At 65.8% G+C, this 24778-nt stretch carries 27 protein-coding genes; 16 read left to right on the forward strand and 11 right to left on the reverse strand.

The window, feature by feature from the left end:
- The first annotated feature begins 18 nt into the window (after positions 1 to 18).
- The 4 genes from gyrA to ASG07_RS12950 are packed head-to-tail and all read left to right on the forward strand — an operon-like array spanning position 19 to position 4439.
- Positions 19 to 2829, forward strand: coding sequence for a DNA gyrase subunit A (gene gyrA / locus ASG07_RS12935; RefSeq protein ID WP_055847334.1), 2811 nt, complete (start codon positions 19 to 21; stop codon positions 2827 to 2829).
- Positions 2826 to 3173, forward strand: a complete 348-nt coding sequence (locus ASG07_RS12940; protein ID WP_055847337.1) for a DUF952 domain-containing protein — start codon at positions 2826 to 2828, stop codon at positions 3171 to 3173. The genes gyrA and ASG07_RS12940 overlap by 4 nt, the downstream gene beginning before the upstream one ends.
- A 58-nt stretch (positions 3174 to 3231) precedes the next feature.
- Positions 3232 to 4098, forward strand: coding sequence for an endo alpha-1,4 polygalactosaminidase (locus tag ASG07_RS12945; protein WP_055847340.1), 867 nt, complete (start codon positions 3232 to 3234; stop codon positions 4096 to 4098).
- 38 nt (positions 4099 to 4136) lie between these two features.
- On the forward strand, positions 4137 to 4439 hold the full coding sequence (locus ASG07_RS12950; RefSeq protein ID WP_156361875.1) for a hypothetical protein: 303 nt from the start codon (positions 4137 to 4139) through the stop codon (positions 4437 to 4439).
- Between the two features lie 5 nt (positions 4440 to 4444).
- On the opposite strand, the gene ASG07_RS12955 is transcribed toward ASG07_RS12950, so the two are convergent.
- Positions 4445 to 4888: a DUF488 domain-containing protein gene (locus ASG07_RS12955; RefSeq protein WP_055847347.1), complete on the reverse strand. Its 444-nt coding sequence runs from the start codon at positions 4886 to 4888 to the stop codon at positions 4445 to 4447.
- A gap of 301 nt (positions 4889 to 5189) precedes the next feature.
- On the opposite strand from ASG07_RS12955, the gene ASG07_RS17525 reads away from it, so the two are divergent.
- The 4 genes from ASG07_RS17525 to trmFO all read left to right on the forward strand — a co-directional run bounded on the left by ASG07_RS17525 (position 5190) and on the right by trmFO (position 7806).
- Complete coding sequence (locus ASG07_RS17525) at positions 5190 to 5354, forward strand: hypothetical protein (RefSeq protein ID WP_168377348.1); 165 nt, start codon at positions 5190 to 5192, stop codon at positions 5352 to 5354.
- Positions 5355 to 5418: 64 nt separating this feature from the next.
- The gene (locus ASG07_RS12960; RefSeq protein ID WP_055847350.1) at positions 5419 to 5877 is read left to right on the forward strand and encodes a VOC family protein; all 459 of its coding nucleotides are present in this window, start codon (positions 5419 to 5421) and stop codon (positions 5875 to 5877) included.
- A 110-nt stretch (positions 5878 to 5987) separates the two neighbouring features.
- Positions 5988 to 6353, forward strand: coding sequence for a hypothetical protein (locus ASG07_RS12965; RefSeq protein ID WP_055847353.1), 366 nt, complete (start codon positions 5988 to 5990; stop codon positions 6351 to 6353).
- 82 nt (positions 6354 to 6435) lie between these two features.
- Entirely contained in the window at positions 6436 to 7806 is a 1371-nt protein-coding gene (gene trmFO / locus ASG07_RS12970) for a methylenetetrahydrofolate--tRNA-(uracil(54)-C(5))-methyltransferase (FADH(2)-oxidizing) TrmFO (protein WP_055847358.1), read from the forward strand.
- On the opposite strand, the gene ASG07_RS12975 is transcribed toward trmFO, so the two are convergent.
- A complete protein-coding gene (locus ASG07_RS12975) occupies positions 7739 to 8200 on the reverse strand; it encodes an EF-hand domain-containing protein (protein ID WP_055848052.1) in 462 nt (153 codons plus the stop codon). The genes trmFO and ASG07_RS12975 overlap by 68 nt on opposite strands.
- Before the next feature lie 54 nt (positions 8201 to 8254).
- Positions 8255 to 8899, reverse strand: a complete 645-nt coding sequence (locus ASG07_RS17300; protein WP_168377349.1) for a squalene/phytoene synthase family protein — start codon at positions 8897 to 8899, stop codon at positions 8255 to 8257.
- Between the two features lie 95 nt (positions 8900 to 8994).
- On the opposite strand from ASG07_RS17300, the gene ASG07_RS17305 reads away from it, so the two are divergent.
- From ASG07_RS17305 to ASG07_RS12995, 3 genes are read left to right on the forward strand one after another with little or no spacing between them, the layout of a single operon-like run.
- Positions 8995 to 9537, forward strand: coding sequence for a TadE/TadG family type IV pilus assembly protein (locus ASG07_RS17305; protein WP_055847365.1), 543 nt, complete (start codon positions 8995 to 8997; stop codon positions 9535 to 9537).
- The gene (locus ASG07_RS12990) at positions 9537 to 10073 is read left to right on the forward strand and encodes a TadE/TadG family type IV pilus assembly protein (RefSeq protein WP_055847370.1); all 537 of its coding nucleotides are present in this window, start codon (positions 9537 to 9539) and stop codon (positions 10071 to 10073) included. The genes ASG07_RS17305 and ASG07_RS12990 overlap by 1 nt, the downstream gene beginning before the upstream one ends.
- A 14-nt stretch (positions 10074 to 10087) precedes the next feature.
- Positions 10088 to 11422 (forward strand): pilus assembly protein TadG-related protein, encoded by a 1335-nt coding sequence (locus tag ASG07_RS12995; protein ID WP_168377350.1) that lies wholly within the window; start codon positions 10088 to 10090, stop codon positions 11420 to 11422.
- Between the two features lie 39 nt (positions 11423 to 11461).
- Here ASG07_RS12995 and ASG07_RS13000 read toward each other — a convergent pair whose 3' ends face one another.
- Positions 11462 to 12898 (reverse strand): pyruvate dehydrogenase complex E1 component subunit beta, encoded by a 1437-nt coding sequence (locus ASG07_RS13000; RefSeq protein ID WP_055847378.1) that lies wholly within the window; start codon positions 12896 to 12898, stop codon positions 11462 to 11464.
- Position 12899: 1 nt separating this feature from the next.
- A complete protein-coding gene (gene pdhA, locus ASG07_RS13005; RefSeq protein WP_055847380.1) occupies positions 12900 to 13946 on the reverse strand; it encodes a pyruvate dehydrogenase (acetyl-transferring) E1 component subunit alpha in 1047 nt (348 codons plus the stop codon).
- Positions 13947 to 14083: 137 nt separating this feature from the next.
- Between pdhA and ASG07_RS13010 the strand changes: the two genes are divergently transcribed.
- Genes ASG07_RS13010 through ASG07_RS13020 form a run of 3 tightly spaced genes read left to right on the forward strand, consistent with a single transcriptional unit; the run spans position 14084 to position 17699 of the window.
- Complete coding sequence (locus ASG07_RS13010) at positions 14084 to 15364, forward strand: MFS transporter (RefSeq protein ID WP_055847383.1); 1281 nt, start codon at positions 14084 to 14086, stop codon at positions 15362 to 15364.
- A complete protein-coding gene (gene cysK, locus ASG07_RS13015) occupies positions 15361 to 16281 on the forward strand; it encodes a cysteine synthase A (protein ID WP_055847386.1) in 921 nt (306 codons plus the stop codon). Before ASG07_RS13010 ends, cysK begins: the two co-directional genes overlap by 4 nt.
- An 11-nt stretch (positions 16282 to 16292) precedes the next feature.
- Complete coding sequence (locus ASG07_RS13020) at positions 16293 to 17699, forward strand: cell wall hydrolase (RefSeq protein ID WP_156361888.1); 1407 nt, start codon at positions 16293 to 16295, stop codon at positions 17697 to 17699.
- A 129-nt stretch (positions 17700 to 17828) separates the two neighbouring features.
- On the opposite strand, the gene ASG07_RS13025 is transcribed toward ASG07_RS13020, so the two are convergent.
- Genes ASG07_RS13025 through ASG07_RS13045 form a run of 5 tightly spaced genes read right to left on the reverse strand, consistent with a single transcriptional unit; the run spans position 17829 to position 21248 of the window.
- Entirely contained in the window at positions 17829 to 19631 is a 1803-nt protein-coding gene (locus tag ASG07_RS13025) for an acyl-CoA dehydrogenase C-terminal domain-containing protein (RefSeq protein ID WP_055847390.1), read from the reverse strand.
- 5 nt (positions 19632 to 19636) lie between these two features.
- Positions 19637 to 20062, reverse strand: a complete 426-nt coding sequence (locus tag ASG07_RS13030) for a MerR family transcriptional regulator (RefSeq protein ID WP_055847393.1) — start codon at positions 20060 to 20062, stop codon at positions 19637 to 19639.
- Positions 20063 to 20093: 31 nt separating this feature from the next.
- Positions 20094 to 20591 (reverse strand): hypothetical protein, encoded by a 498-nt coding sequence (locus ASG07_RS13035; protein ID WP_236694679.1) that lies wholly within the window; start codon positions 20589 to 20591, stop codon positions 20094 to 20096.
- Complete coding sequence (gene hisI, locus ASG07_RS13040; protein ID WP_055847396.1) at positions 20588 to 20944, reverse strand: phosphoribosyl-AMP cyclohydrolase; 357 nt, start codon at positions 20942 to 20944, stop codon at positions 20588 to 20590. Before hisI ends, ASG07_RS13035 begins: the two co-directional genes overlap by 4 nt.
- Before the next feature lie 52 nt (positions 20945 to 20996).
- Positions 20997 to 21248 (reverse strand): DUF7218 family protein, encoded by a 252-nt coding sequence (locus ASG07_RS13045; protein WP_055847399.1) that lies wholly within the window; start codon positions 21246 to 21248, stop codon positions 20997 to 20999.
- A 120-nt stretch (positions 21249 to 21368) separates the two neighbouring features.
- Here ASG07_RS13045 and purF point away from each other — a divergent pair, with 120 nt between their 5' ends.
- Both purF and ASG07_RS13055 read left to right on the forward strand, forming a co-directional pair.
- Positions 21369 to 22823 (forward strand): amidophosphoribosyltransferase, encoded by a 1455-nt coding sequence (purF, locus tag ASG07_RS13050; protein ID WP_055848059.1) that lies wholly within the window; start codon positions 21369 to 21371, stop codon positions 22821 to 22823.
- Between the two features lie 11 nt (positions 22824 to 22834).
- The gene (locus ASG07_RS13055) at positions 22835 to 23545 is read left to right on the forward strand and encodes an SDR family NAD(P)-dependent oxidoreductase (RefSeq protein WP_055847402.1); all 711 of its coding nucleotides are present in this window, start codon (positions 22835 to 22837) and stop codon (positions 23543 to 23545) included.
- Positions 23546 to 23548: 3 nt separating this feature from the next.
- Here ASG07_RS13055 and ASG07_RS13060 read toward each other — a convergent pair whose 3' ends face one another.
- Positions 23549 to 24757, reverse strand: a complete 1209-nt coding sequence (locus tag ASG07_RS13060; protein WP_055847407.1) for an SAM-dependent methyltransferase — start codon at positions 24755 to 24757, stop codon at positions 23549 to 23551.
- Positions 24758 to 24778: the final 21 nt, after the last annotated feature.

Below are 24778 nucleotides of genomic sequence, written 5' to 3' on the forward strand. Positions count from 1 at the left end.
ACGATCCGGATACTGACCTTGGCCGACGACATCGTCCTCGCCGATCCTCCCGCCAATCCTGATGGCATGCCGACGATCTCCATCGTCGACGAGATGAAGTCGAGCTATCTCGACTATGCGATGAGCGTCATCGTCGCTCGTGCGTTGCCCGACGTGCGTGACGGTCTGAAGCCGGTGCATCGCCGTATTCTCTACTCGGCGTATGAAAGCGGCTTCGTCGCGGGCAAGGCGTATCGCAAATCCGCCCGCATCGTCGGCGACGTGATGGGTAAATATCACCCGCACGGCGACAGCGCGATCTACGACGCCCTCGCCCGCATGGCGCAGGATTGGTCGATGCGGGTGCCGCTGATCGACGGTCAGGGCAATTTCGGCTCGATGGACCCCGATCCCCCCGCCGCGATGCGCTACACCGAGGCGCGGCTGGCGAAGGTCGCGAATTCGCTGCTCGACGGGCTCGACAAGGATACCGTCGATTTCACGCCGAACTATGACGGGTCGGAGCGTGAGCCGTCGGTCCTGCCGGCGCAGTTTCCGAACCTGCTGGTCAACGGCGCGGGCGGCATTGCGGTCGGCATGGCGACCAACATCCCGCCGCACAATCTCGGCGAAGTCATCGATGCGTGTTTCGCCTATCTCGACAACGGCGCGATCACGTCGGAGGAACTGACCGAGATCGTTCCGGGTCCGGATTTCCCGACCGGCGCGATCATCCTGGGTCGGGCCGGCGCGCGCTCCGCCTACAGCACCGGCCGCGGCTCGATCATCGTCCGCTCGCGCTACAAGATCGAGACGAAGAGCGGCGATCGCCAGTCGATCATCCTCACCGAGATCCCGTTCCAGCAGGGCAAGAACGCGCTGGTCGAGAAGATCGCCGAGGCCGCGAAGGAAAAGCGGATCGAGGGCGTCAGCGACATCCGCGACGAATCGAACCGCGAGGGCGTGCGGATCGTCATCGACCTGAAGCGCGATGCGACGGCGGAGGTCGTGCTCAACCAGTTGTGGCGGCATACGCCGGCGCAGGGGTCGTTCCCCGCCAACATGCTCGCGATCCGCGGCGGCCGGCCCGAATTGCTCAATCTGCGCGATATCATCGCCGCGTTCATCGACTTCCGCGAGCAGGTCATCACCCGCCGCTCGAAGTTCGAACTGGCCAAGGCGCGCGACCGGGCGCATCTGTTGCTCGGCCTCGTCATCGCCGTCACCAACCTCGACGAGATGGTGCGGATCATCCGCGGATCGTCCAGCCCCACCGCCGCGCGCATGGCGTTGCTGGCGCGGGAATGGCCCGTCGCCGAGATCGCGCCGTACCTGCGGCTGGTCGAGGCAGTCGAGGTCGACCATGTCGGCGACGTCTATCGCCTGTCCGACGCGCAGGTCCGCGCGATCCTCGACCTGCGTCTCCACCGCCTGACGGCGCTCGGCCGCGACGAGATCGGCGACGAGCTGAAGACGCTGGCCGACTCGATCACCGAACTGCTTGAAATCCTCGCCAACCGGGTGAAGCTGTACGAGGTCATGCGCGGCGAGTTGAAGGCGATCCGCGACCAGTTCGCGACCCCGCGCCGGACCGAGATCGCCGCCGCCGCCGACGGCATCGACGACGAGGACCTGATCGAGCGCGAGGACATGGTCGTCACGGTGACGATGGAGGGGTATATCAAGCGTACCCCGCTCGACACCTTCCGCTCGCAACGTCGCGGCGGCAAGGGCCGCGCCGGTATGGCGACGAAGGACGAGGACGCCGTCACCAGCCTGTTCGTCACCTCGACGCACACGCCGGTCCTGTTCTTCTCCACCGCCGGCAAGGTCTACAGGCTCAAGGTCTGGCGCCTGCCGGAGGGTGGCCCCGCCACGCGCGGCCGACCGATGGTCAACCTGCTGCCGCTGGCGCCGGGGGAGACGATCTCCACCGTCCTGCCGCTGCCGGAGGACGAACTGCGCTGGGGTGACCTGCACGTCATGTTCGCGACCGCAAGGGGTTCGGTGCGCCGCAACAGCATGGACGCGTTCGCCAGCATCCGTACCTCGGGCAAGCTGGCGATGCGCTTCGACGAAGGCTCCGACGATCGGCTGATCGGCGTGTCGCTGCTGACCGAGGAGGACGACGTCCTGCTCGCCACGCGTCAGGGGCGTGCGATCCGCTTCTCCGCCACCGACGTGCGCGAATTCCAGAGCCGCGATTCGACCGGCGTCCGCGGCGCACGGCTGGCGGACGGTGACGAGGTCATCTCGCTCTCCGTCCTGCGGGGCTTCGACGCCACGCCGGCCGAGCGCGAGGCGTATCTGAAGGCCGCGCCGTGGAAGGAAGGCGAGCGCGAGATCACCCTTCCCGCCGATCGCATGGCCGAGTTCGAGGCGGCGGAGGAATTCATCCTCACCGTCACCGCCAACGGCTACGGCAAGCGCACCTCCGCCTATGAATATCGCCGCACCAATCGCGGCGGTCAGGGCATCACCAACATCGTCACCTCCGACCGCAACGGTCCGGTCGTCGCCAGCTTCCCGGCGCATTCGGGCGAGCAATTGATGCTCGTCACCGATCAGGCGAAGCTCATCCGCCTGTCGGTCGGCGACACCCGCGTCACCGGCCGCAACACCCAGGGCGTCACCCTGTTCAGCGTCGGCAAGGGCGAACACGTTGTCTCCGCCGCCCGCATCGACGAGGAGGAGGAGCCGGAGAACGACGCCGAGGCGATCGTCGCCGAGGAGCTGTCGGACACCCCGGCGATGCCAGCGGACGATGCGCTGACGCTCGACGACGGCACCGGTCCGCAGACGCTGGACGAGCAGGTCGACGAGAGCGACGACGGGGACGACGCGGAATGACGACCCAAACCGCGTACAAGGTGCTGACCGCCGACCAGATGGCAGCGCTGGAGCGGGACGGCCGCTTCGACGGGGCACCGGTGGATGTGGCCGACGGCTACATCCACCTCTCCACCGCCGATCAACTAACGGAGACGGTCGACAAGCATCTCGCCGGGCAGCACGACCTCCACGTCGCCGCCGTCGATCTCGGCAGCTTCGGCGCATCGCTGAAGTGGGAGGAAAGCCGCGGCGGTCAGCTCTTCCCGCATCTCTACGGCCCGCTGTTGCTGGAAACCGTCATCGCCTATGGCCCGCTGGAGCGCGACCCTGACGGTGCAGTGAAGCTCCCCGTTGCGGGCTGAGCCACCTGTACGGCACACCGATCCATTGCGCCCGAAGCCAACAGGTAAAAGGGCAAAGATGATCCGCACGACCCTCATCGCCGTCCTCCTTGCCGGCTGTGGCGGCGGCGGAAGCGACGACGCGGAACAGCCCGCTCCCGCCCCGACCGCGACGACCACGCCCGACCCGACCCCAGCGCCACCCACCGGTATGCGCTGGAGCCCGCGCGCCACCGACAGCTGGCAGTGGCAGCTGAGCGGCACCGTCGACACCCGCGCTGACGTCGCGATCTACGACATCGATCTGTTCGACACCCCCGCCACGACGATCGCCACGCTGCACACGCAGGGCCGCCGCGTCCTCTGTTATTTCTCCGCCGGCAGCGCGGAGAACTGGCGGCCCGACTACGCGCAGTTCGCCGCCGCCGATCTCGGCAATCCGCTCGACGGCTGGGCGGGCGAACGCTGGCTGGACATCCGCTCCGCCAGGGTCCGCGCGACCATGACCGCGCGCATCGCCATCGCCGCCACCAAGGGGTGCGACGGCGTCGAGCCGGACAATGTCGACGGGTTCGAACCCGACAATCGCTCCGGCCTCAGCTTCACCGCCGCCGATCAGCTCGCCTTCAACCGCTTCCTCGCCACGGAAGCACACCGTGCCGGCCTCGCCATCGCGCTCAAGAACGATCTCGCGCAGATCGCCACGCTCGCTCCCGATTTCGACCTGGCGGTGAACGAGCAATGCCACGAATTTGACGAATGCGGCGCGTATCGCGCGTTCGTCGCCACCGGCAAACCCGTGCTCAACGCCGAATACCGCGCCGCCTATCGCACCAACGCGGACGGCGCGCGCGACCGCCTCTGCATCGCCGCCCGCAGCGAGGGATTGCGCACCCTGGTCCTGCCCGTGGCGCTGGACGGCAGCTATCGCTTCGCCTGCGACTGATCGCGCAACCGAACCCGGCGCTCGCCGGTTGCACCCGCATGACCCACACACCACCAGTGCCCGCGGGCAACCAGTCGCCCTATCCGTTGCAGACGCCGCCGAAGCCGCATGACGACCACGCCCCGCCCCCCGGCGATCCGCGCGTCGCCACCACGCCTCCACCGACGCGTCCCAACACCATCGGCATCATCGCTGTAGGTGCCGGGCTGGGTCTGGGGCTGGCCGCGATTGCCGGCGGACTGTTCATGACGTTCCGCGACACGCCGAAGCGCAAAAGGTCCAAGGGCAAGGCCGCCGCCCGGAAGCCCAAATCCGCGCCGAAGTCGAAGAAGCCGGCCTGACCGCGTCAGGGAAACAGGTCCACCACCTCGATCGCCCCCGCCACCTCGCCCCGCATCGCCGTCAGCAACAGCGTGCGGTGGCAGTGGCACGGGTCCCGTTCGTAACAGACCAGCGCGCTCGGCTTTTCCGCCGCCAGCGCCAGCATCGTCGCGGCTTCCGCCTGCGCCTCGGGCAGTTCCAGTTGGTCGGCGTACACAGCCTCCAGCGTCGTGACATCGCCCTTCTTCGCCGCGTCCCGCCCGCGCTTCGGCGTCCCGAGTGCGCGAAGATGACGGTAATCGATCCCCGCCTCCCCCAGCGCCGCCGCCAGCGACGACTTTGAAAAGCCCGGTCGCCGCGACAGGGGCAGCGCCCGCACGTCTATCACCCGCTCCACCCCGGCGGCCGCCAACGCCGCGATGAACCCGTCGACCGTGGTCGCTTCATACCCGATGGTGAAGATCTTCATCGGACCAAGATGGGCGCTGCGGCGTCGCCGCTCAACGGATGCCATCACGATTGCATACCGGAAGCATCGCTCCGTCTGTCACGATGAATATGGACGGCACGTCCGATGGGAGTTGGACGAGCCGAAGCTGCTGGCGATCGTATAGCTTTCGAGGAGCGCGGCGGGCCGGTCGTTCTGTGAACCCACACGGCAACAGGATCGACCGAATGATCGTGCGCCGTCGTCCCATGAACGGCCATCCCCGATGCGGCACGAAGCCCATCCTCTGCTCATGCGTTGCCGTCTCGAAGGAGAAGGAACGATGACGGACGAACCGACGAAGCCCGGCGATCAGGCCCCGGCTGGCACCCCCGGCACCGGTGAGAATAGCTGCCCTCGTTGCAACGGCAGCGGCCGGATCGATTCCGGCACCTGCCCGGTCTGTGAGGGCACCGGTATCGTGATCGAGGGGATCGGGGGCGGCTGAACGACGACTGGCGCGCCCGGAAAAATCCGATAGCGTGTCGGGCGCTATCCAGGAGAGTTCCCCGATGTCGTCGATCCCCGCCCTGTTGCTGCTCGCGCTCGCGCCGCAAGCCTCGACTGCCCCACCGTCCCGTCCCGCCGCGGAGATGGAGCATGTCGCGATCCAGGCGGCGGATATCGATCGCAGTGCCGCCTTCTACCGGGAGGCATTCGGCCTGCGGATGATCCCGACGCCGCTGAAGAACCGCCGCTGGCTCGATCTCGGCCATGGCATGGCGCTGCATATCCTCGACGGACGGACCGCGCCGAAGCCATCGAACCGCAACGAACATCTCGCGCTCCACGTCGACGATCTCGCGACGGTCACCGCGTGGCTGGACGGCCGCAAGATCGTGTGGACCAATCTCGCCGGCGACCACGGCACGATGCAGACGCGGTTCGACGGCGTCCGTCAGATCTACGTGCAGGATCTCGACGGTTACTGGCTGGAGGTCAGCGACACGCGTGGTACGAAGGCGCCCTGACTTTCGTCATGCCGGGGGCGGGCGCGCCATGACGATGGGCGCTGACCCCAATCGCCCGAACTGACCACCGCCCCTTCAAATGTTGGAAAAGGTCGGTCACCCTCCCCGGCATGACCGATCCCGCATCACCGCCGCCGCTCGCGCCGTCCCGCCGTCATGACGGCTGGTCGGTCGATCGCCAGAACATGTTCCTGACCCATCTCGCCCGCTTCGGCGGGGCCAGCGCCGCGGCACGGGCCGTGCGGATGAGCACCAAGTCCGCCTATCGCCTGCGCGACCGCTCGCCCGCCTTCGCCGAAGCGTGGGCCGCGGCGCAGGACGAAGGCGTGATGCGCAGCTTCGATCAGGCGATGGACCGCGCGATGAACGGTCACCTCGTGCCGGTCTATCGCGAAGGGCACATCATCGGCGTCCGGCGGCGCTACGACAATCGCCTGCTCTACGCCGCCTGCTACGCCCAGCCGCCCCGGGAATGACGCGGCGGCCGGATGTGGCGAATGGTCCCGGCTGCATGCGTTTTCCCGTGACTTTTGGGACCATTCGCGGTGAACGACGGGCATGACACACGACATCCATATCGTCGGCGGTGGCCTCGCCGGGTCCGAAGCCGCATGGCAACTGGCAGAGGCGGGCTTCCGTGTCCGCCTGTCGGAAATGCGCGGCTCCGGCGAACGGACGCCCGCGCACCAGACGGACGACCTCGCCGAACTCGTCTGCTCCAACAGCTTCCGCTCCGACGATGCCGACGCCAATGCCGTCGGCTTGCTGCACCAGGAGATGCGCGGGCTGAACTCGCTGATCCTGCGGGAGGCGGACAAGCATCGCGTTCCCGCCGGCTCCGCACTGGCGGTCGATCGCGACGGGTATTCGGCGGGGGTCACCGCCGCTCTGGCCGGTCACCCGAACGTCACGCTGGTTCGGGAGCGGGTGGACGCGCTGCCCGATGGCCCGACGATCCTCGCGACAGGCCCGCTCACCGCCGCATCGCTGGCGGAGGCAATCGGCGCGGCGACGGGCAAGGAGTCGCTCGCCTTCTTCGACGCACTCGCACCGATCGTCCACCGCGAGACGATCGATATGGACATCGCCTGGTTCGCCAGCCGCTGGGACAAGGGCGAGACCAAGGATTACATCAACTGCCCGATGACGAAGGACGAGTATCTCGCCTTCCACGCCGGCCTGATCGATGGCGAGAAGACCCCGTTCAAGGACTGGGAAAAGGATACGCCCTATTTCGAGGGGTGCATGCCGATCGAGGTGATGGCCGAGCGCGGCGTCGATACGCTGCGCTATGGTCCGATGAAGCCCGTCGGCCTCGACGATCCGCGCACCGGCCGCTGGCCCTACGCCGTCGTGCAATTGCGTCAGGACAATGCGCAGGGGACGCTCTGGAACATCGTCGGTTTCCAGACCAAGCTGAAGCATTCCGAACAGGTGCGCCTGTTCCGCACGATCCCCGGCCTGCAGAACGCGGACTTCGCGCGGCTCGGCGGGCTGCATCGCAACACCTTCATCCGCTCGCCCGAGTTGCTCGACCCGACGCTGCGGTTGAAATCGCGGCCGAACATCCGGTTCGCCGGGCAGATCACCGGGTGCGAGGGCTATATCGAAAGCGCCGGTATCGGCCTGCTCGCAGGACGGTTCGCGGCGGCCGAATTGCGCGGCGAAACGCTGGCGCCGCCGCCGGTGGAGACGGCACTGGGTGCGCTGCTCGGGCACATCACCGGTGGCGCGGAAGCGGAGACGTATCAGCCGATGAACGTCAATTTCGGCCTGTTCCCGCCGATCCCCGGCCGTACGAAGAAGGCGGATCGCAAGCGCATGTACACCGACCGCGGCCGGGCCGCGCTGGCGGAATGGCTCAACTCTCCTCCGCCGGCTGCTCCCGCTCCGCAACTGGAGGACAGCGTAGCTTCGGCTTCCGCTTGACCGCCGTCGTGGCGAATTCGGCGGCGGTCATGCCGCCCGATTTGTCGCGATCGGCGGCGGCGAATTTGGTGGTCGCCTTCACCGCCCATTCGTCGAACGACAGCCGGCCGTCGCCATCGGCGTCGAGCTTCGCATAGGCCTTGCGCCGCTGCGCCAGATACTCGTCGCGCGTGACGGAGCCGTCCCGGTCCTTGTCATACCGCCCGAACCGCTTCTGCTCGCGTGTCGCCGGAGACGCCTCCGGCACTGCGCCGTCCGGGGCCGTCGTCGCGACCTGCACCGCCGGCGCGGAGGGCAACAGCGGCCGGGTGCTCGCCGCCTCGCCATCCCACATCATCACCGCCGCCGCGATCGCCGAAACGCCCGCCGCCCCGCCCGCCACATATCGCCACATCATCGCCTTCCTCCTTTATCCCGGCAGCAGGGTAAAGCGGTTTTTGCCGGCGATCTACTTCCCTGTGATGCGGAACCGGATCAGGCGTAATGCCAGTGCGGGACTACCCGGCGCAGGATCGCCCGTCCGGTGCGCTCGTCCGACGATCGTCAACACGCCCAGCGGCCGCAAAGCTCGCGGCCATCGCAGATCGAAGGCTGCTTCGTATCGCTCATCCGCAAGCCGCGCCGCTCGTCTGGCGGCGGTCGCGTCGCTCAACCGCGTGCCCAGGTCGTCCAACGCCCAACATTCTCCGGCCGCGGACAGGGTCGACGCGACGACGTCATCCGGTCGCCCGTCGACCAACACTCCCGCCAATGCCCGGAACAGCCCTCCCCCCCGTATTGTCGCAAATCGAGACAGTGTCGCGTCCTCCAGCGCCGGTCCGTCGAGCAGCAACTCCCACCCGTCGATCATGTCCGCCAGCGCATCGCCACGAACGCCCCGCGGCAGAACGTACCCGGCCAATCCCTGCAAGACCGGCTGCGCCGGTGGAGGCGCGACGTCGAGCGCCGTCAGCGCCTCATGCCACCACGTCAGCCGCATCTGTCCAATCATCGGCTCGCGTGTATTGCGCAAAATGCCGCCAAATGTCGCGTCGAGTTCGCGCAGCGCATGCCAGCCGGCCCGCGCGGGCGGCGGCACGGCGCTTCGGATCATGGCCTCGTCGATTTGATCGGCTTCCATCATGTCGCTCTATCCCTTGTCGGGGCGGCTTCACCATATCTTTACCGTGTAGATGGCATTGGCGATCCATGTTGTTCCGTGGATTCCGGCGTCCGTCGCTTCTCCCGCGCCTCCTCTCGGAGCGGCGTGGCGGCGCGGCGATCGAATTCGCGATCTGCGGGACGGCCTTCATCGGCTTACTGGTCGCTACTCTGCAGATCGTACTGGTCTTCTTCGTACAACAGACCATTCAAACCGCCGCGGAAAACGTCGCGCGCAGGGTCCTGACCGGTCAGATCACGACGCTGAACACGAATCAGGCGCAGTTCAAGGCAGCCGCGTGCGCGCAACTGCCCTCCTACATGTCGTGCTCGAAGCTCTTCGTGGATGTGCGCAACGCCAATGATTTCGGCCAGATCGATACGTCAACGATCGCCCTGACCTACGATGCCGCGGGAAACATCAACAATAGCTGGCAGTATAGCCCCGGATCGCCGGGCAGTATCGTCATCCTGCGACTTCTTTACATGTGGCCAATCAGCAGCGCGCCGCTGGGCTTCAACATCGGCAATCAGTCGAACGGATCGCGTCTGGTGATCGGCACGATGGTCTTCAAGTCGGAGCTTTACTGATGACGCGCCTGCTGACGAGATTGCGCGGAAACCGCCGGGGGACATCGCTGATCGAATTCGCAATCGTCCTGCCGGTGCTGGTGCTGATGTTTCTCGGCGGCTATCAACTATCGGATGCGATGGCGTGCAAACGCCGCGTCACGATCATGAATCGCGCGATGGCCGACATCACGTCGCAGTATCGCACGCTGACCGAAGCGCAGATCGCATCTATCCTTTCCGCATCTACGCAGATCATGGCTCCCTACGATACCGATAATGCAAAGGTTCGGGTTTCACAAATCACCGTCCATCCGCTGGGCCTTCTCTTCAAGATCGACTGGAGCCGTGGTCGCAACATCGATACGCGTCAACAAAACACGTGGTATCCCATCGTCTATCTACCAGCGGCGTTCAGGAGACCTAGCAGTTCATTTATTTACGCCGAGAGCTCATACGATTATGACGCGGCTTTGGACAAGTACTTTCCGGCAACGACGTTCAGCCGTGATCTATGGATGCTTCCGCGCCGATCCTCTTCCATCACGATTTCATAAAGCGAATGACTTCGATGTTGATCCCCGCATTCTTTCGCCGCCTGCGTCGCAACCGGCGCGGCAACGTCTTGATGATCTTCGGTCTATCATTGCCGCCTCTGATCTTTGCAACGGGGATGGGTCTCGACTACGGCTCCGCCATGCAGCTTCAGACGAAGCTCAACGCAGCGGCGGATGCCGCCGCCTTGTCGGCAACGAGCGCGGCCATGCTGGATCAGCCGATCCTCGACGCGAAAGCCCAAGCCTACAACGTGTTCACGACCCAGGTAACCGGGTCGGCCGGCCTCGTGCCGATGAACTATCTGGACCCGAACCAGCTCAACATCGTCGTGCAGGATGTCCAGACCGCCGCCAACGGTACCGTGCGGACTTCGACCGTGACCTACAGTGGCGAATCGACGAACGTCTTCGCCGGAGTATTGGGTCGGAAGACGCTGACGATCCGCGGAACGGCGACGGCGAGTGCCAGCACGCCGCCGAACATCGACTTCTACGTCCTACTGGATGCATCGTCTTCGATGGCGCTGCCGACGACGACGGCGGGTATCAACCTGATGAAGTCGAAGACGGTCAGAACGGATTATATCTGGAATCCCAATGGCTGCGCCTTCGCCTGTCATCAGTCCAATCCCGACAACCCCAAGGTGCGTAATGCCAAGGGGCAATATATGGATTATTACGACCTTGCCCATCTGAACGGGATCGAACTGCGCATCGATGCCGGCAAACATGCGATCGGGGACATGCTGACCGAAGCTCAGGCGGAAAGTAAGGAAAATGGGGCGACATACCGCTTTTCGGTATCTACTTTCGATCGCGCTGCCAATTTTAAGAACATCGCACCACTCACGACGGAATATGCCACGGCTCGCGCACAAGCTGCGACCGCCGAAACGGTCGCCGTTGCCATGCATGCGAATCTTTATGACCGACAGACCGAATATAGCGGCTCGTTGCAGAAAGGCTCCGACCTTATCAAGGTGATCGGCCAGGGTACCCGAGCATCGGGCGACAACCCACAGGCCGTGATGTTCATCATCACCGATGGAATGCGTGACGAGGAACTATGGGGCCGTCAGATGGGGCCGATTACGACCGACCAGTGCACGGCGATCAAGGCCAGAGGCATTCGCATCGCAGTTCTCTATACGACCTATCAGGTAGAGTCGGTCAACTACGACCAATGGTCGAAAGACAACGTCGTCCCGAACCTCTACAAACTAGCGCCAGCATTGCAGTCATGCGCGTCCAGCGGCTTGTTCTTCGAAGTTTCCACAGATGGCAGCATATCGGACGCACTCTCGGCATTGTTTCGAAAGACCGTCATCAGCTCGCGCCTCATCAAATAAACAGATAGGCGGGCAGCCGTCGACTGCCCGCCAATCCGCTTACTTCTTGTAGCAGACCTTCTTCACCGCCGCGACGATACGGGCGGAGTCGATCAGCGCCAGCTTTTCGAGATTGGCGGCATAGGGCAAGGGCACATCCTCGTTGGCGACGCGCAGCACCGGGGCGTCGAGGTCGTCGAAGCCCTCTTCCATCACGATCGCCGAAATCTCCGATGCGATCGAGCAGGTCGCCCAACCCTCCTCGACGACGACGAGCCGGTTGGTCTTGGCGACCGACTTCAGCACCGCGTGCTTGTCGAGCGGGCGCAGCGTGCGGAGATCGATGACCTCTGCGTCGATGCCCTCTCCCGCGAGCTTGTCGGCGGCTTCGAGCGAGAGGCCGACGCCGATCGAATAGCTGACGATCGTCACGTCCTTGCCCGGCTTCATGATCCGCGCCTTGCCGATCGGCAGAACCCAGTCGTCCAGTTTCGGCACGTCGAAGCTGCGGCCGTAGAGCAGTTCGTTTTCCAAGAACACCACAGGGTCGCCGCTGCGGATGGCTGCCTTCAGCAAGCCCTTGGCGTCGGCCGCGTCATAGGGGGCGATGACGATCAGACCGGGGACGCTGGCATACCACGGACCGTAGTTCTGGGAGTGCTGCGCGCCGACGCGGCTGGCGGCGCCGTTCGGGCCGCGAAACACGATCGGGCAGCGCATCTGGCCGCCGGACATGTAGTTGGTCTTGGCGGCCGAATTGATGATGTGGTCGATCGCCTGCATCGCGAAGTTGAAGGTCATGAACTCGACGATCGGGCGCAAACCGCCCATAGCCGCGCCGGTGCCCACACCCGCAAAGCCGTATTCGGTGATCGGCGTGTCGATGACGCGGCGCTCGCCGAACTCGTCCAGCAACCCCTGCGTGACCTTGTACGCGCCCTGATACTGGGCGACCTCCTCGCCGATGACGAACACGCGATCGTCGGCGCGCATTTCTTCGGCCATCGCGTCGCGCAGCGCCTCGCGAACGGTGGTCTTCACCATCTCGGTACCGGCGGGAACTTCCGGATCGGCGGCTTCGGCGGTGTGGCCGGCCGCTTCGAACATCTGGCGCGCGCCGGTGTCGACCTTCTCCTGCGCGGGATGGGCGGAGTCCTCGACGCTGTCCGCTGGCTGCTTCTCGTCGGCCTTGGCGTCCGGCTTCGGACTGTCATCCTTGGTCGCCGCGGCGGCAGGAGCAGCCGATACATCCTCGCCCTCGGCGGCCAGCGTCATGATGACGGTGCCGACCTTCACGTTATCCGTGCCCTCCGCGATGACGATCCGGGCGACGGTGCCCTCGTCGACGGCTTCGAACTCCATCGTCGCCTTATCGGTTTCGATCTCGGCCATGATGTCGCCGGACTTGACGGTATCGCCCTCCTTCACGAGCCACTTGGCCAGCGTGCCTTCCTCCATCGTCGGGGAGAGCGCAGGCATCTTGATCTCGATCGGCATCTCAGTACGTCTCCACCAGAACGTCGGTATACAGCTCCGCCGGATCCGGCTCGGGCGTGCTTTCGGCGAAATCCGCCGCTTCGTTGACGGTCTTGCGGATCGCCTGTTCGACGGTCTTCAGTTCGTCCTCCCTGACGCCGTGTTCGGCGAGCAACTGCTTCACATGTTCGATCGGATCGGACTTGTCGCGCACCGCCTGCACTTCCTCGCGGCTGCGATACTTGGCCGGGTCGGACATCGAGTGACCGCGATAGCGATAGGTCTTCATCTCGAGGATGACCGGACCCTTGCCCGCGCGCACCCACTCCAGCGCCGTCTCGGCGGCACCGCGGCACGCCAGCACGTCCATGCCGTCGACCTGGATGCCCGGGATGCGGAAGCTCTCGCCGCGACGATAGAGCTGGTCCTCGGCGGAGGCGCGATTGACGCTGGTGCCCATCGCATACTGGTTGTTCTCGATCACGAAGATGATCGGCAGCTTCCACAGCTCGGCCATGTTGAAGGCTTCGTAGACCTGGCCCTGATTGGCTGCACCATCGCCAAAATAGGCCATGCACACGCCGCCATCGCCGCTGTACTTGTGCTTGAACGCCAGGCCGGCACCGAGCGACACCTGCGCGCCGACGATGCCATGGCCACCGTAGAAGCGCTTCTCGGTCGAGAACATGTGCATCGAGCCGCCCTTGCCCTTGGAGATGCCCGCGGCACGCCCCGTCAGCTCGGCCATGATGACCTGCGGATCGATACCATAGGCCAGCATGTGGCCGTGATCCCGATACCCGGTAATGACCGAGTCCTTGTCGCCGTCGAGCGCCGACTGCAGACCGACGGCAACCGCTTCCTGGCCGATATAAAGGTGGCAGAAACCGCCGATCAGACCGAGCCCGTAAAGCTGTCCCGCCTTTTCCTCGAAGCGCCGGATCAACAGCATCTGTTTATAGAAATCGAGCAACTGCTCCTTCGTCGCTTCGAACGGGAGCGGTTCGCCCGGGCGCTCGCGGTTGGGGATGGGCGGATCGGCAATCGCGCGAGCGGGGGCTTTGGCCACGAAACTTCCTCGTTTCCGTAAGGGATCAGGCCGTGCCTATAGAACCGGTCGCGCTGCAACATCAATCCGCGCTTGGGCGATCGATACAGGAAGTCGGCTTGCGTGCCGCTCGGCGGGGCGACTACAGCCCTTGACCGATGGATAAACCGCTCCACCCGCTCCGGATCGCCAACTTCCGCGCATACTGGTTGTCCAGGTTCACCGGCACGGTCGCCCTCAGCGCCCTTGCGATCGTGATCGGCTGGCAGGTCTACACCTTGGCCCGCGAAACGATGTCGATCCGGGAAGCGGCGTTCCTGCTCGGCATGATCGGCGTCGCGCAGTTCGTGCCGTTGTTCCTGCTGACGCCGCTGGTCGGGCTGGTCGCGGACAGCGTCGACCGGCGCTGGATCGTGCGGTTCACGACCGGGCTGCTGGTGCTGACCGCGGGAACGCTGGGCGTGTTCACCTGGGCGGGGATGCTGGGGCTGCCGGCGCTGTTCGGGGCAGCGATCTTCATCGGTATCGCGCGGGCGTTTTCAGGTCCCGCCTATTCGGCGCTCGCCCCGAATCTCGTGCCGCGCGAATCGCTCCCGACGGCGATCGCGGTGAGTTCGATCGCGTGGCAGGTGGGTACGATCGGGGGTCCGTCGGTCGGCGGCCTTCTCTACGCTATCCATCCCGATGTCGCGTACGGTACGATCTCGATCCTTTTCCTCATTGCATTGGGCGCGATCTTCCTGATCGGCCCGGTTCCGCAGCCGCCCGCGCAGACCGATCGCCGCCCGCTAATCAGGATCCTCGAGGGGTTCGCCTATGTCCGCCGCAACCGGCTGGTGCTAGCGGCGATCACGCTGGACCTGTTCGCCGTGCTGCTGGCCGGTGCGACCGCGCTGTTGCCGATCTACGCGCGCGATATCCTGCACGTCGGATCGCGGGGACTGGGGTTCCTGGCGGCAGGCATGGGGATCGGTGCCGCGTCTACCGCCATCTTCTTCTCGTTCCGACCGATGACGTCGAACGTCGGAGTGAAGATGCTGATCGCGGTCGTCATATTCGGCCTTGCGATCCTGACCTTCGGACTGTCGACCAATTTCTGGCTCAGCCTGATTGCGCTGGTCGTTGCCGGGTGCGCCGACATGGTATCGGTCTATGTACGCTCGTCACTGATACAGCTGCATACGCCGGACCATATGCGCGGTCGGGTCAGCGCGGTGTCGCAGCTCACGATTTCGGCCAGCAACGAACTGGGCGAGGCGGAGAGCGGCCTGCTCGCATCGTTGCTCGGCCCGGTCGGCGCGGTCGTGGCCGGCGGCGTCGGCGCGATCGCCGTGACGCTGCTATGGGCACGGCTGTTCCCGGAACTGAAGCGCGCGCGGACGTTTGACCCGCCAGATAACCTCGCAATAGAACCGCAACACGGAGTAGCCCAGCCATGAAGGCCAACACGATCCTCGACACGATCGGTCGCACGCCGCACATCCGCGTCCAGCGCCTGTTCCCGAATTCCGAAGTGTGGATCAAGTCGGAACGGTCGAACCCCGGCGGCTCGATCAAGGACCGCATCGCGCTGGCGATGGTCGAGGCGGCGGAGGCCTCCGGCGACCTGAAGCCCGGCGGAACGATCGTCGAGCCGACCAGCGGCAATACCGGCATCGGGCTGGCGCTGGTCGCAGCGGTGAAGGGCTACAAGCTGATCCTCGTCATGCCCGAGTCGATGTCGCTGGAGCGTCGCCGCCTGATGCTCGCTTACGGTGCCAGTTTCGATCTGACGCCGCGTGAAAAGGGCATGAAGGGTGCCATCGAGCGGGCGATCGAGATCGTCGGCGAAACCCCCGGCGCATGGATGCCACAGCAGTTCGAGAACCCCGCGAACATCGAGGTCCATACCCGCACCACCGCGCAGGAGATTCTGGCGGACTTCGCGGATACGCCGATCGACGTCATCATCACGGGCGTCGGCACAGGCGGCCATATTACCGGCGTGGCGGAGACACTGAAGAAGGTCTGGCCGAACCTGAAAGTCTACGCCGTCGAACCGGCCGCAAGCCCGGTGATCGCCGGCGGCCAGCCGGGGCCGCACCCGATCCAGGGCATCGGTGCCGGCTTCATTCCGGCCAATCTGCATACACAGACCTTGGACGGTGTGATCGAAGTCGACGCGAACGTCGCCAAGGACATGGCCCGTCGGGCAGCGCGCGAAGAGGGCATGCTTGTGGGCATCTCGTCGGGAGCGACGCTGGCAGCCATCCTGCAAAAGCTCCCCGATCTGCCGGACGACGTCCGCGTGCTCGGTTTCAATTACGACACCGGCGAGCGATATCTGTCGGTTCCGGACTTCCTGCCGGAACAGTGACATCGCACCCCGTGCCCGGTGCCTGGCTCCGGGTCGTCCTGCTGGTCGTCGCCGCGCTGGCGCTGGCGATCCCGACCCTGGTCGTGTTGAACGCGGCGACAATCCGGCACGTTCGTGTGCCGAAACTGCGCATCGCGACCAAGGTCGTCCCGCCGACGGTGCTGCCGCCGGTCGAGCCGGTCGAGTTCGTCGATCTGGCACCCGACGATGCCCGTGCGTTCAACGCGTCGGTCCCGTTTTCGCGCGCCCCGATACCAGCCGCGCGTCCGTTTCGTTTGGCAGAGGATGAGGAAAACCGGGCTCGCGCGACCGACTGCCTCGCGACCGCCGTCCTGTACGAGGCGGGGGCCGATCCGGAGGGTCAGCGCGCCGTCGCGCAGGTCGTCGTCAATCGCATCCGGCACCCCGCCTTCCCCAAGACGGTCTGCGGCGTGGTGTTCGAGGGTCAAGAGCGGCGCACCGGCTGCCAGTTCAGCTTCAGTTGCGACGGCGCGTTGACCCGTTGGACGCCCCCCGAGGCGCTCTGGGCCGCTGCGCGGAAGATCGCGGCCGCGGCGCTTTCCGGGACAGTGTACCGCAAGGTCGGATATGCCACCCATTACCACACCGATTGGGTGGTTCCTTACTGGCAGTCGAGCCTCGACAAGATCGCGGCCGTGCACAGCCACCTGTTCTTCCGCTGGTCGGGTTGGTGGGGCACCCCCCCGGCGTTCAATCGCCGCGTTGTCGGCGCGGAACCCGTGATCGCGGCGATCGCCCCCTTCTCCGGCGCCCACAAGACTGGAGCCGCGCTGGAGGAAGCGACGGGCGCGCTGGCCGAAAGCGCCATGCTGCTAATGAAGGAAGTCCCACAACCGCTTGCGAGCGATCCGACGGTATTCCTCGTCAGCCTTCCGAAAGGTCTGGCACCGGACGCGTGGCCGCAGTTGGCGGCGCTCGCCTGCGGCGATCGGCCGATCTGCAAATTCTCCGCCTGGAGCGACAGCGCGCCGACGACGGCGCCGCTGGAGCCGGCCCAGGTCGCGACGATGACCTTCAGCTATCTGCGCGATCGAGGTTTCGGGTTCGAGCGGACGCTGTGGAATTGCCGAACCATCAAACGGCTCGATCCGCGCGGTTGCATGCGACAACAGGTGCTGGCCGCGCCGGTGGCGGGTCCGCTGCCCACGGCGACGCCGCCCCCCCAGCCGCCCTCCCAGCCGTCCGCGGCGCGCGTGGGACCGGAGTTAACGGGTGTGCGGCGGACAGGTGTCGGGTCGGATTCAACAAAGCCGACGCGGCCGGCAGTTGCAAGGGAGGCGACCGCACCCGACTCGCCGCAGACGATGCCACGTGCCACTTCGGCAAAGACCCCGGTCCAGCCCCTCCCGTCAGCCCGGAGAAAGCCGGCATCTCCCGAGACAGCGCCGGGCGGCTAGATCAGTCAAGTCCCGGTTTTCGCCGAAACAGCGCCCAATGGACACTGTCGTCAGGTCGGGACGAAACTGACGTGACGATGTGGGGACGCGTCGGCGGCCACTACGCGGTCGCCAGAGTTGCCGCCACCCTCACGCCGCGAGGAACATCTCCTCCGGCAGCGCCATGATCGAGCCCGCGCCGCCCTCGATCTTTCGGCGTAGCGCGCCCGCGTCCGGCAGGATCCGCTCCGCGAAGAAGCGCGCGGTGACCAGTTTGGCGTCGAGGAACGCCACGTCGCCTTCACCCGTCGTCTTCAACGCGGTCGCCGCGACGACCATGCGCAGCCACATCAGGCCGGTCGCGACCAGCCCCATCAGGTGCATGTACGCGGTCGCGCCGGCACCGACATTGTTCGGGTCCTTCATCCCGTTCGCCATGAACCACATCGTCGCCGCCTGAAGCTCGTTCAGCGCGCGCTCCAGCCGGGTTGCGTAGTCGGCGGTCGCCGCGTCGCCCTTGGCCGCCACGATCTCCCCGGTCACGATGCGGAACAGCGCCTGCACCGCACGACCACCGTTCTGAGCCAGCTTGCGGCCGACGAGGTCCATCGCCTGCACGCCGTTGGTGCCTTCGTATATCTGGGCGATACGGGCATCGCGGACATATTGCTCCATGCCCCATTCGCGAATGTAGCCGTGCCCGCCATACACCTGCTGCGCCGTCGTCGCGATCTCGTACCCCTTATCCGTGCCGACGCCCTTGATGACCGGCGTCAGCAACCCGATCAGATCGGCCGCGATCTGGCGCTCGTCCTCGGTGCCCGCCTTGTGCTCAAGATCGACCTGCAACGCGCCCCACAGGCACAGGGCCCGCAGCCCCTCCGTCCACGCCTTCGCCTCCATCAGCATCCGACGCACGTCGGGATGCACGAACAGCGTGTCGGCCTTTTCGTTCGGCTCGACGGGACCGGTCAGGGCGCGGCCCTGGCGCCGGTCACGGGCATAGTGCACCGCATTCTGATACGCCGTCTCCGCCACCGCCAGACCCTGAAGCCCGACGCCGAGGCGTGCCGCGTTCATCATGATGAACATCGCGGCCAGCCCCTTCATCTCCTCGCCGACCAGCCAGCCGGTCGCGCCGTCATAGTTCATGACGCAGGTCGAATTGCCGTGGATGCCCATCTTGTGTTCGATCGAGCCGCACGTCACCGCGTTACGCGCGCCGAGCGAGCCATCGTCCTCCACCATCACCTTCGGCACGACGAACAGCGAGATGCCCTTGCTGCTGTCCGGTGCGCCCGGCGTCTTGGCGAGGACGAGGTGGATGATGTTGTCGGTCAGGTCGTGCTCGCCCGCCGAGATGAATATCTTGGTGCCTGTAATGCTGTAGCTGCCATCCGCCTGCGGCTCCGCGCGGGTGCGGATCAGGCCCAGATCGGTGCCGCACTGCGGCTCGGTCAGGTTCATCGTACCGCCCCACTCGCCGGACACCATGCGCGGCAGGTACTTCGCCTGCTGCTCGGGGCTTCCCTTCACGACGAGCGCGGCGATCGCACCATGGGCGAGGCCCGGATACATGGCGAACGCCATGTTGGCGGAGATCATGTATTCCTGAAAGGCGGTCGAGACGACGTGCGGCATGCCCTGCCCACCGAACGCCTCCGGCGCGCTGAGCGTGCCCCAACCCGACTCGACGAACTGGCGATACGCATCCTTGAAGCCCGGTGGCGCAGTGACGCTGCCGTCGTCGGCGCGGGTGCAGCCGTGCAGGTCGCCGATCTGATTGAGCGGGAACAGGACTTCGGCAACGAAGCGGCCGCCCTCTTCCAGCACGGCGTCGACCGTGTCGGGCGTAGCGTTGGCGAATCCCTCGACATCTGCATGGCGGTCGAGGCCGACGACATGCTCAAGCACGAAGCGCGTGTCGCGGACGGGGGGCGTGTACTGCGGCATCTCTCTCAATCCTTGTTATGGTTGTCGCTCACCGGTTCGACGATGGCGATGAATCCGGTCAATTCGGTGATCGCCGCATCGATGTCGCGACGTTGCGCCTCCAGCGTCGCGATCCGCGCACGACAGCGTTCGATCGTCACCTGACGCTGGACGCGGCGGCCGTCGTCGAGATCGTAGAGGTCGATCATTTCCCTGATTTCACCCAGCGAAAAGCCGACGCGCTTGCCGCGCAATATCCACGCCAGCCGCGCACGGTCACGCTGCGAATAGATACGCTGCGTTCCGCGACGTTCGGGTGCGATCAGGCCTTCGTCCTCGTAGAACCGCAGGGCGCGCGCGGTAATGTCGAACTCCGCCGACAGGTCCGAGATCGAAAACGTCTGCCGATCGGGGTGGGCCGCGATCGGCGCATAGGAAGCAGCCTGCACCATGCAGGCAACCTATGTTCCCTTTACGTCAACGTCAAGAACCGGGACAGAGCTGTTCGCCGTCGCGCCCGCGCAAGGTCCGCGCTTCAGAGGTGGAAGCGCTCAGCCGCTCGACCCTGATCGCCGCGAGCGTCGCCCTGCCCGTACACAAAGCGGCGCAGGCGTCTGGGATCTCGGCGGGAAACTCGATGCGATCCCCTTCGAACCGCGCATCGAACCGGCACCCGTCACGAAGTTCGAGTTCGAGACGTTCTCCGTCGCGGCGAACACGGCCGGTCGCGCTACACGCCGGTCCTTCGCCATAATCGCTGACGATGCCGACCCGTTGATCGCCATTCTCCTCGCCGACGACGCAGAGCCGATCCGAGTCACGCGCCCATGACCCGCCCAGCGTAACGGTGGCGGGATCGACGATCAGCCCTTGCTGCAGGGCAGTTGCCTCGAGCCTCGCCCCGGCCGTATCGGATGTCCGAACGGGCGTTTCGCCGCTGCACCCTGCCATCAATAGCGACAGCGCGATGCTCGCTCTCACGCGACGGGAACCAGCGTGTCGCCTTCCACCCGGCGATAAAAGCAGCTCGTCGCGCCGGTGTGACAGGCCGGGCCGGCCGGGTCGCAGATCAACCACAGCGCATCCTGATCGCAATCAATGCGTATCTCGACCACCGTCAACACGTTGCCGGACGTCTCGCCCTTCTTCCACAAACGCTGCCGACTGCGCGACCAGAAGGTCGCCTGTCCACTCGCCTGCGTCGCAGCCAGCGCCTCGGCATTCATGTGCGCCACCATCAGGAGCGCGCCGGTGCGGTCGCTGACCACGGCGGTGACGAGCCCGTTCTCGTCGAAACGGGGATCGAGGCGGAGGCTGGTATCACGATCGGTCATAAGGGACGGTGTAGCGTAGATCGGCGTTTCCGGACCAGCCGGGGCGTCGCCGTCATGTATGATCGCGGATCGCCTTCACCAGCCCGGCCTTGTCGAGCTTCGAGCGGCCCTTGATCCCGATCTCCCTCGCTTCACGCACCAGATCCGACTTGGTGCGGTCCTCGAGATGCGTACCGCGATGGTCGAGCGTCCCGGCGGCCCTGGCGTTGGCGATCCGGGCGGCCTTCTCTTTGGAATTACCCTGATCCAGCAGGTCCTCGTAAAGCTTGTCGTCCTTGATCTGCGGTCCGTGGTCGCGCGCCATGACACCTCTCCTTCGGGCGGCCATAACGATCCTTTCGACGAGATGCTCCACGGGCGGGGCGACAAACCATGTTACCCGCCCTATATGCCCGGCCACACAGCCGGCGGACCTGCGGACATCATGCTGACGACCCATCCTTTCGACGACGACAAGCTGCGCGAGGAGTGCGGCATCTTCGGTGTTTCCGGCAGCGACAGCGCCGCGGCACTGGTGGCGCTGGGACTGCACGCTTTGCAGCACCGCGGCCAGGAAGCGGCGGGGATCACCAGCTTCGACGGCCATCATTTCCATACGCACCGCGCGATGGGCCATGTCGCCGGCAATTTCGACAGCGATTCCGTGATCCGCAGCCTGCCGGGTGGCGTCGCAACGGGGCACGTCCGCTATTCGACCACGGGCGAGACGGCGCTCCGTAATGTGCAGCCTTTGTATGCCGAATTGCAGTCGGGCGGCTTCGCAGTGGCGCACAACGGCAACATCTCCAACGCGATGAAGCTGCGCCGCGACCTCGTCCGGCGTGGGTCCATCTTCCAGTCGACCAGCGATACCGAGACGATCATCCATCTCGTCGCGACCTCCAATTACCGGACGCTGCTCGACCGCTTCATCGACGCGTTGAAGCAGGTCGAGGGTGCCTATTCATTGCTGGTGATGACGCCGGAAGGGATGATCGCCTGCCGTGATCCGCTTGGGATCCGGCCGCTGGTGATGGGTCGGCTGGGCGATGCGATCATCTTCGCAAGCGAGACGGTCGCGCTCGATGTCTGCGGCGCGACCTTCGAACGTGCCGTGGAGCCGGGCGAACTGGTGATCGTGCAGGGCACCGAGGTGCGTTCGATCCACCCGTTCAAGCAACAGGCCCCGCGTCCCTGCATCTTCGAGTGGGTCTATTTCTCACGACCCGATTCCATCGTCGACGATCACTCCGTCTATTCGGTACGTAAAGAAATCGGTGCTCAGCTGGCGGCGGAATCGCCGGTCGAAGCGGACCTCGTCATACCGGTGCCCGACTCGGGCGTACCCGCGGCGATCGGCTATGCGCAGGCGTCGGGCATTCCGTTCGAACTGGGCATCATCCGCTCGCATTATGTGGGTCGGACGTTCATCTCGCCGGGCGACAGTGTCCGTCACCTCGGAGTCAAACTGAAGCACAATGCCAATCGTGCGCTGATCGAGGGCAAGCGCGTGATATTGGTCGACGATTCGATTGTCCGCGGGACGACTTCGCTGAAGATCGTGCAGATGATGCGCGATGCGGGCGCGGCGGAAGTTCACCTGCGGATCGCATCGCCGCCGACCAAGCACAGCTGCTTCTACGGCGTCGACACGCCGGAACGCACGAAGCTGCTGGCGCACAAGCTCGATATCGGCGGAATGACCGACTTCATACACGCGGACAGCCTGGCGTTCGTGTCGATCGACGGCCTGTACAAGGCGCTGGGCGAGGCGCAGCGCGATGCGCGGCCGCGCTATTGCGATGCCTGTTTCACGGGCGATTACCCCACGACGCTGACCGATCAGGACGAAAGCGCCGAGGTCGACCAGTTCGCGCTGCTGGCCGAACGCGTCAACTGACCGGACCGACGATGGACAGGACACTCGAAAACCGGCTGGCGCTCGTCACCGGAGCCAGCCGCGGCATCGGCGCAGCCACTGCCAGGGCTCTGGCCGCACGCGGCGCCCACGTGGTCATCACCGCTCGGACTGCCGCCGGCCTGGAAGAGGTGGAGCAGGCGATATTCGATGCCGGAGGATCGGCGACGATCGCGCCGCTCGACCTGACGCAGACCGATTCGATCGCCAAGCTGGCCACCGCCGTCGGCGAGCGCTGGCAGGCGCTGGACGTGATGGTCCTGAACGCGGCGATGCTCGGCAGCCTCGCGTCGGTGCCGTCGATCGATCCCAAGGAATTCGCACAGGTGCTGACGCTCAACGTCAGCGCGCAGGCGGCGATGATCGCGGCGTTCGACCCGATGCTGCGCCGCGCCGAGCACGGCCGGGTGATCGGCGTCACCTCCAGCGTGGCGCAAACGCCGCGAGCCTTCTGGGGTGCTTACGGTGCGTCGAAAGCGGCGTTCGAGACGCTGCTGGGCGCGTATGGCGACGAGGTGGCGGAGATGAGCCGCGTCCGTACTGCGATCATTGATCCGGGCGCGACCCGGACGAAGATGCGCGCACGGGCCTATCCGGGCGAGGACCCGGCATCGGTCAAGGCACCGGAGATCGTGGCGGAGGCGATCGTAGCGCTGGCGGTCGAGGGCTTCGCGGACGGCCACCGCGAGCGGGTCGGCGCCTGAGCCTCAGTTCCGGACCAGCGTGACCTGCGCGACGGTAATGCCGCCGCCGCGAAAACCGCCTTCGCAATACATCAGGTAATAGCGCCAGAGGCGGCGGAAGCGGGCGTCGAGGCGGGCGGGCAAGCGCCCTTCCCTCTCGGCAGCGTCGAAGCGTTCGCGCCACAGGCGCAGCGTTTCCGCATAATCGAGGCCGAAATGACGCGCGTCCTGCCACGACAGGCCGCGCGCCTCCGCCAGCGCGCGGAAGCGGCTTTCGGAGAGCAGCATCCCGCCGGGGAAGACGTGGCGCTGGATGAAGTCGACGCTGGTGGCATAGGCGTCGAACACGTCGTCGGCGATGGCGATATACTGGATCGCGGCACGCCCGCCCGGCTTCAGGACGCGGGCGATGGTGTCGAGATAGGCTGGCCAATAGGCTTGCCCCACCGCCTCCACCATCTCGATACTGGCGACCGCATCGAACCGGCCCGCGGTGTCGCGGTAATCGGTGAGCGATACGGTGACGCCCGGCAGGTCGCGGGCGTCGAGCATCGCCTTCTGCTCGGTCGACAGCGTCAGGGCGTGGACGTTACGCCCCTGCCCCGACGCAAGCGCGGCGAACGAGCCCCAGCCGCAGCCGATCTCCAGGATCGTTTCGCCTGGCTTCGTCGCGGTACGATCCAGCACGGCCATGAGCTTACGCTCCTGCGCCTGTTCCAGCGTATCGCCTTCCTCGAACATCGCGCTGGAATAGGTCAGGCTGTCGTCCAGCCACTCGCGGTAGAAGTCGTTGCCCAGATCGTAATGCGCGGCGATGTTGCGGCGCGAGCCGGCGCGGTGATTGCGGCGGAGGTGATGCCACGACCGCGCCGCCAGCCGTGCCAATCCGCCGGATCGTGCGGCCCGGCCCAGCGCGACGCGATTCCGCATGAACAGATCGAACAGCGGCACGGGATCGGGGCTGGACCAGTCGCCGGCCTCCCACCCCTCGTACCAGCCGACAGACCCCGCGGTCGCGAGGCGAACGAGCGCGCGCCACCGGTGAACGGCGACGATCGCCACCGGACCGTCAGCACGACCCCCGATCAGGAGCGCCGTGCCGTCCGGAAGCCGCGCCTCGATCGCGCCGCATTCCAGTCCGCGATCGATACGGTCGAGCAGCCGGTGAAACGGCCGCGCGATCAGGCGCGCCGTCCGGCTGTGGCGGTGAAGGTGGATGCCCCCTGCTTCCATGCGGCGCGCCTTTGCACCGGC

Origin of the sequence: Sphingomonas sp. Leaf343 (genome assembly GCF_001423765.1) — a bacterium.
GTDB lineage: Bacteria > Pseudomonadota > Alphaproteobacteria > Sphingomonadales > Sphingomonadaceae > Sphingomonas.

Coding starts and splice junctions, on each gene's coding strand:
- ASG07_RS12940 (WP_055847337.1), top strand. CDS start 2,826: ATGACGACCCAAACCGCGTACAAGGTGCTGACCGCCGACCAGATGGCA.
- ASG07_RS12945 (WP_055847340.1), top strand. CDS start 3,232: ATGATCCGCACGACCCTCATCGCCGTCCTCCTTGCCGGCTGTGGCGGC.
- ASG07_RS12950 (WP_156361875.1), top strand. CDS start 4,137: ATGACCCACACACCACCAGTGCCCGCGGGCAACCAGTCGCCCTATCCG.
- ASG07_RS12955 (WP_055847347.1), bottom strand. CDS start 4,888: ATGAAGATCTTCACCATCGGGTATGAAGCGACCACGGTCGACGGGTTC.
- ASG07_RS17525 (WP_168377348.1), top strand. CDS start 5,190: ATGACGGACGAACCGACGAAGCCCGGCGATCAGGCCCCGGCTGGCACC.
- ASG07_RS12960 (WP_055847350.1), top strand. CDS start 5,419: ATGTCGTCGATCCCCGCCCTGTTGCTGCTCGCGCTCGCGCCGCAAGCC.
- ASG07_RS12965 (WP_055847353.1), top strand. CDS start 5,988: ATGACCGATCCCGCATCACCGCCGCCGCTCGCGCCGTCCCGCCGTCAT.
- trmFO (WP_055847358.1), top strand. CDS start 6,436: ATGACACACGACATCCATATCGTCGGCGGTGGCCTCGCCGGGTCCGAA.
- ASG07_RS12975 (WP_055848052.1), bottom strand. CDS start 8,200: ATGTGGCGATATGTGGCGGGCGGGGCGGCGGGCGTTTCGGCGATCGCG.
- ASG07_RS17300 (WP_168377349.1), bottom strand. CDS start 8,899: ATGATCCGAAGCGCCGTGCCGCCGCCCGCGCGGGCCGGCTGGCATGCG.
- ASG07_RS17305 (WP_055847365.1), top strand. CDS start 8,995: ATGTTGTTCCGTGGATTCCGGCGTCCGTCGCTTCTCCCGCGCCTCCTC.
- ASG07_RS12990 (WP_055847370.1), top strand. CDS start 9,537: ATGACGCGCCTGCTGACGAGATTGCGCGGAAACCGCCGGGGGACATCG.
- ASG07_RS12995 (WP_168377350.1), top strand. CDS start 10,088: ATGTTGATCCCCGCATTCTTTCGCCGCCTGCGTCGCAACCGGCGCGGC.
- ASG07_RS13000 (WP_055847378.1), bottom strand. CDS start 12,898: ATGCCGATCGAGATCAAGATGCCTGCGCTCTCCCCGACGATGGAGGAA.
- ASG07_RS13010 (WP_055847383.1), top strand. CDS start 14,084: ATGGATAAACCGCTCCACCCGCTCCGGATCGCCAACTTCCGCGCATAC.
- cysK (WP_055847386.1), top strand. CDS start 15,361: ATGAAGGCCAACACGATCCTCGACACGATCGGTCGCACGCCGCACATC.
- ASG07_RS13025 (WP_055847390.1), bottom strand. CDS start 19,631: ATGCCGCAGTACACGCCCCCCGTCCGCGACACGCGCTTCGTGCTTGAG.
- ASG07_RS13030 (WP_055847393.1), bottom strand. CDS start 20,062: ATGGTGCAGGCTGCTTCCTATGCGCCGATCGCGGCCCACCCCGATCGG.
- hisI (WP_055847396.1), bottom strand. CDS start 20,944: ATGACCGATCGTGATACCAGCCTCCGCCTCGATCCCCGTTTCGACGAG.
- ASG07_RS13045 (WP_055847399.1), bottom strand. CDS start 21,248: ATGGCGCGCGACCACGGACCGCAGATCAAGGACGACAAGCTTTACGAG.
- purF (WP_055848059.1), top strand. CDS start 21,369: ATGCTGACGACCCATCCTTTCGACGACGACAAGCTGCGCGAGGAGTGC.
- ASG07_RS13055 (WP_055847402.1), top strand. CDS start 22,835: ATGGACAGGACACTCGAAAACCGGCTGGCGCTCGTCACCGGAGCCAGC.
- ASG07_RS13060 (WP_055847407.1), bottom strand. CDS start 24,757: ATGGAAGCAGGGGGCATCCACCTTCACCGCCACAGCCGGACGGCGCGC.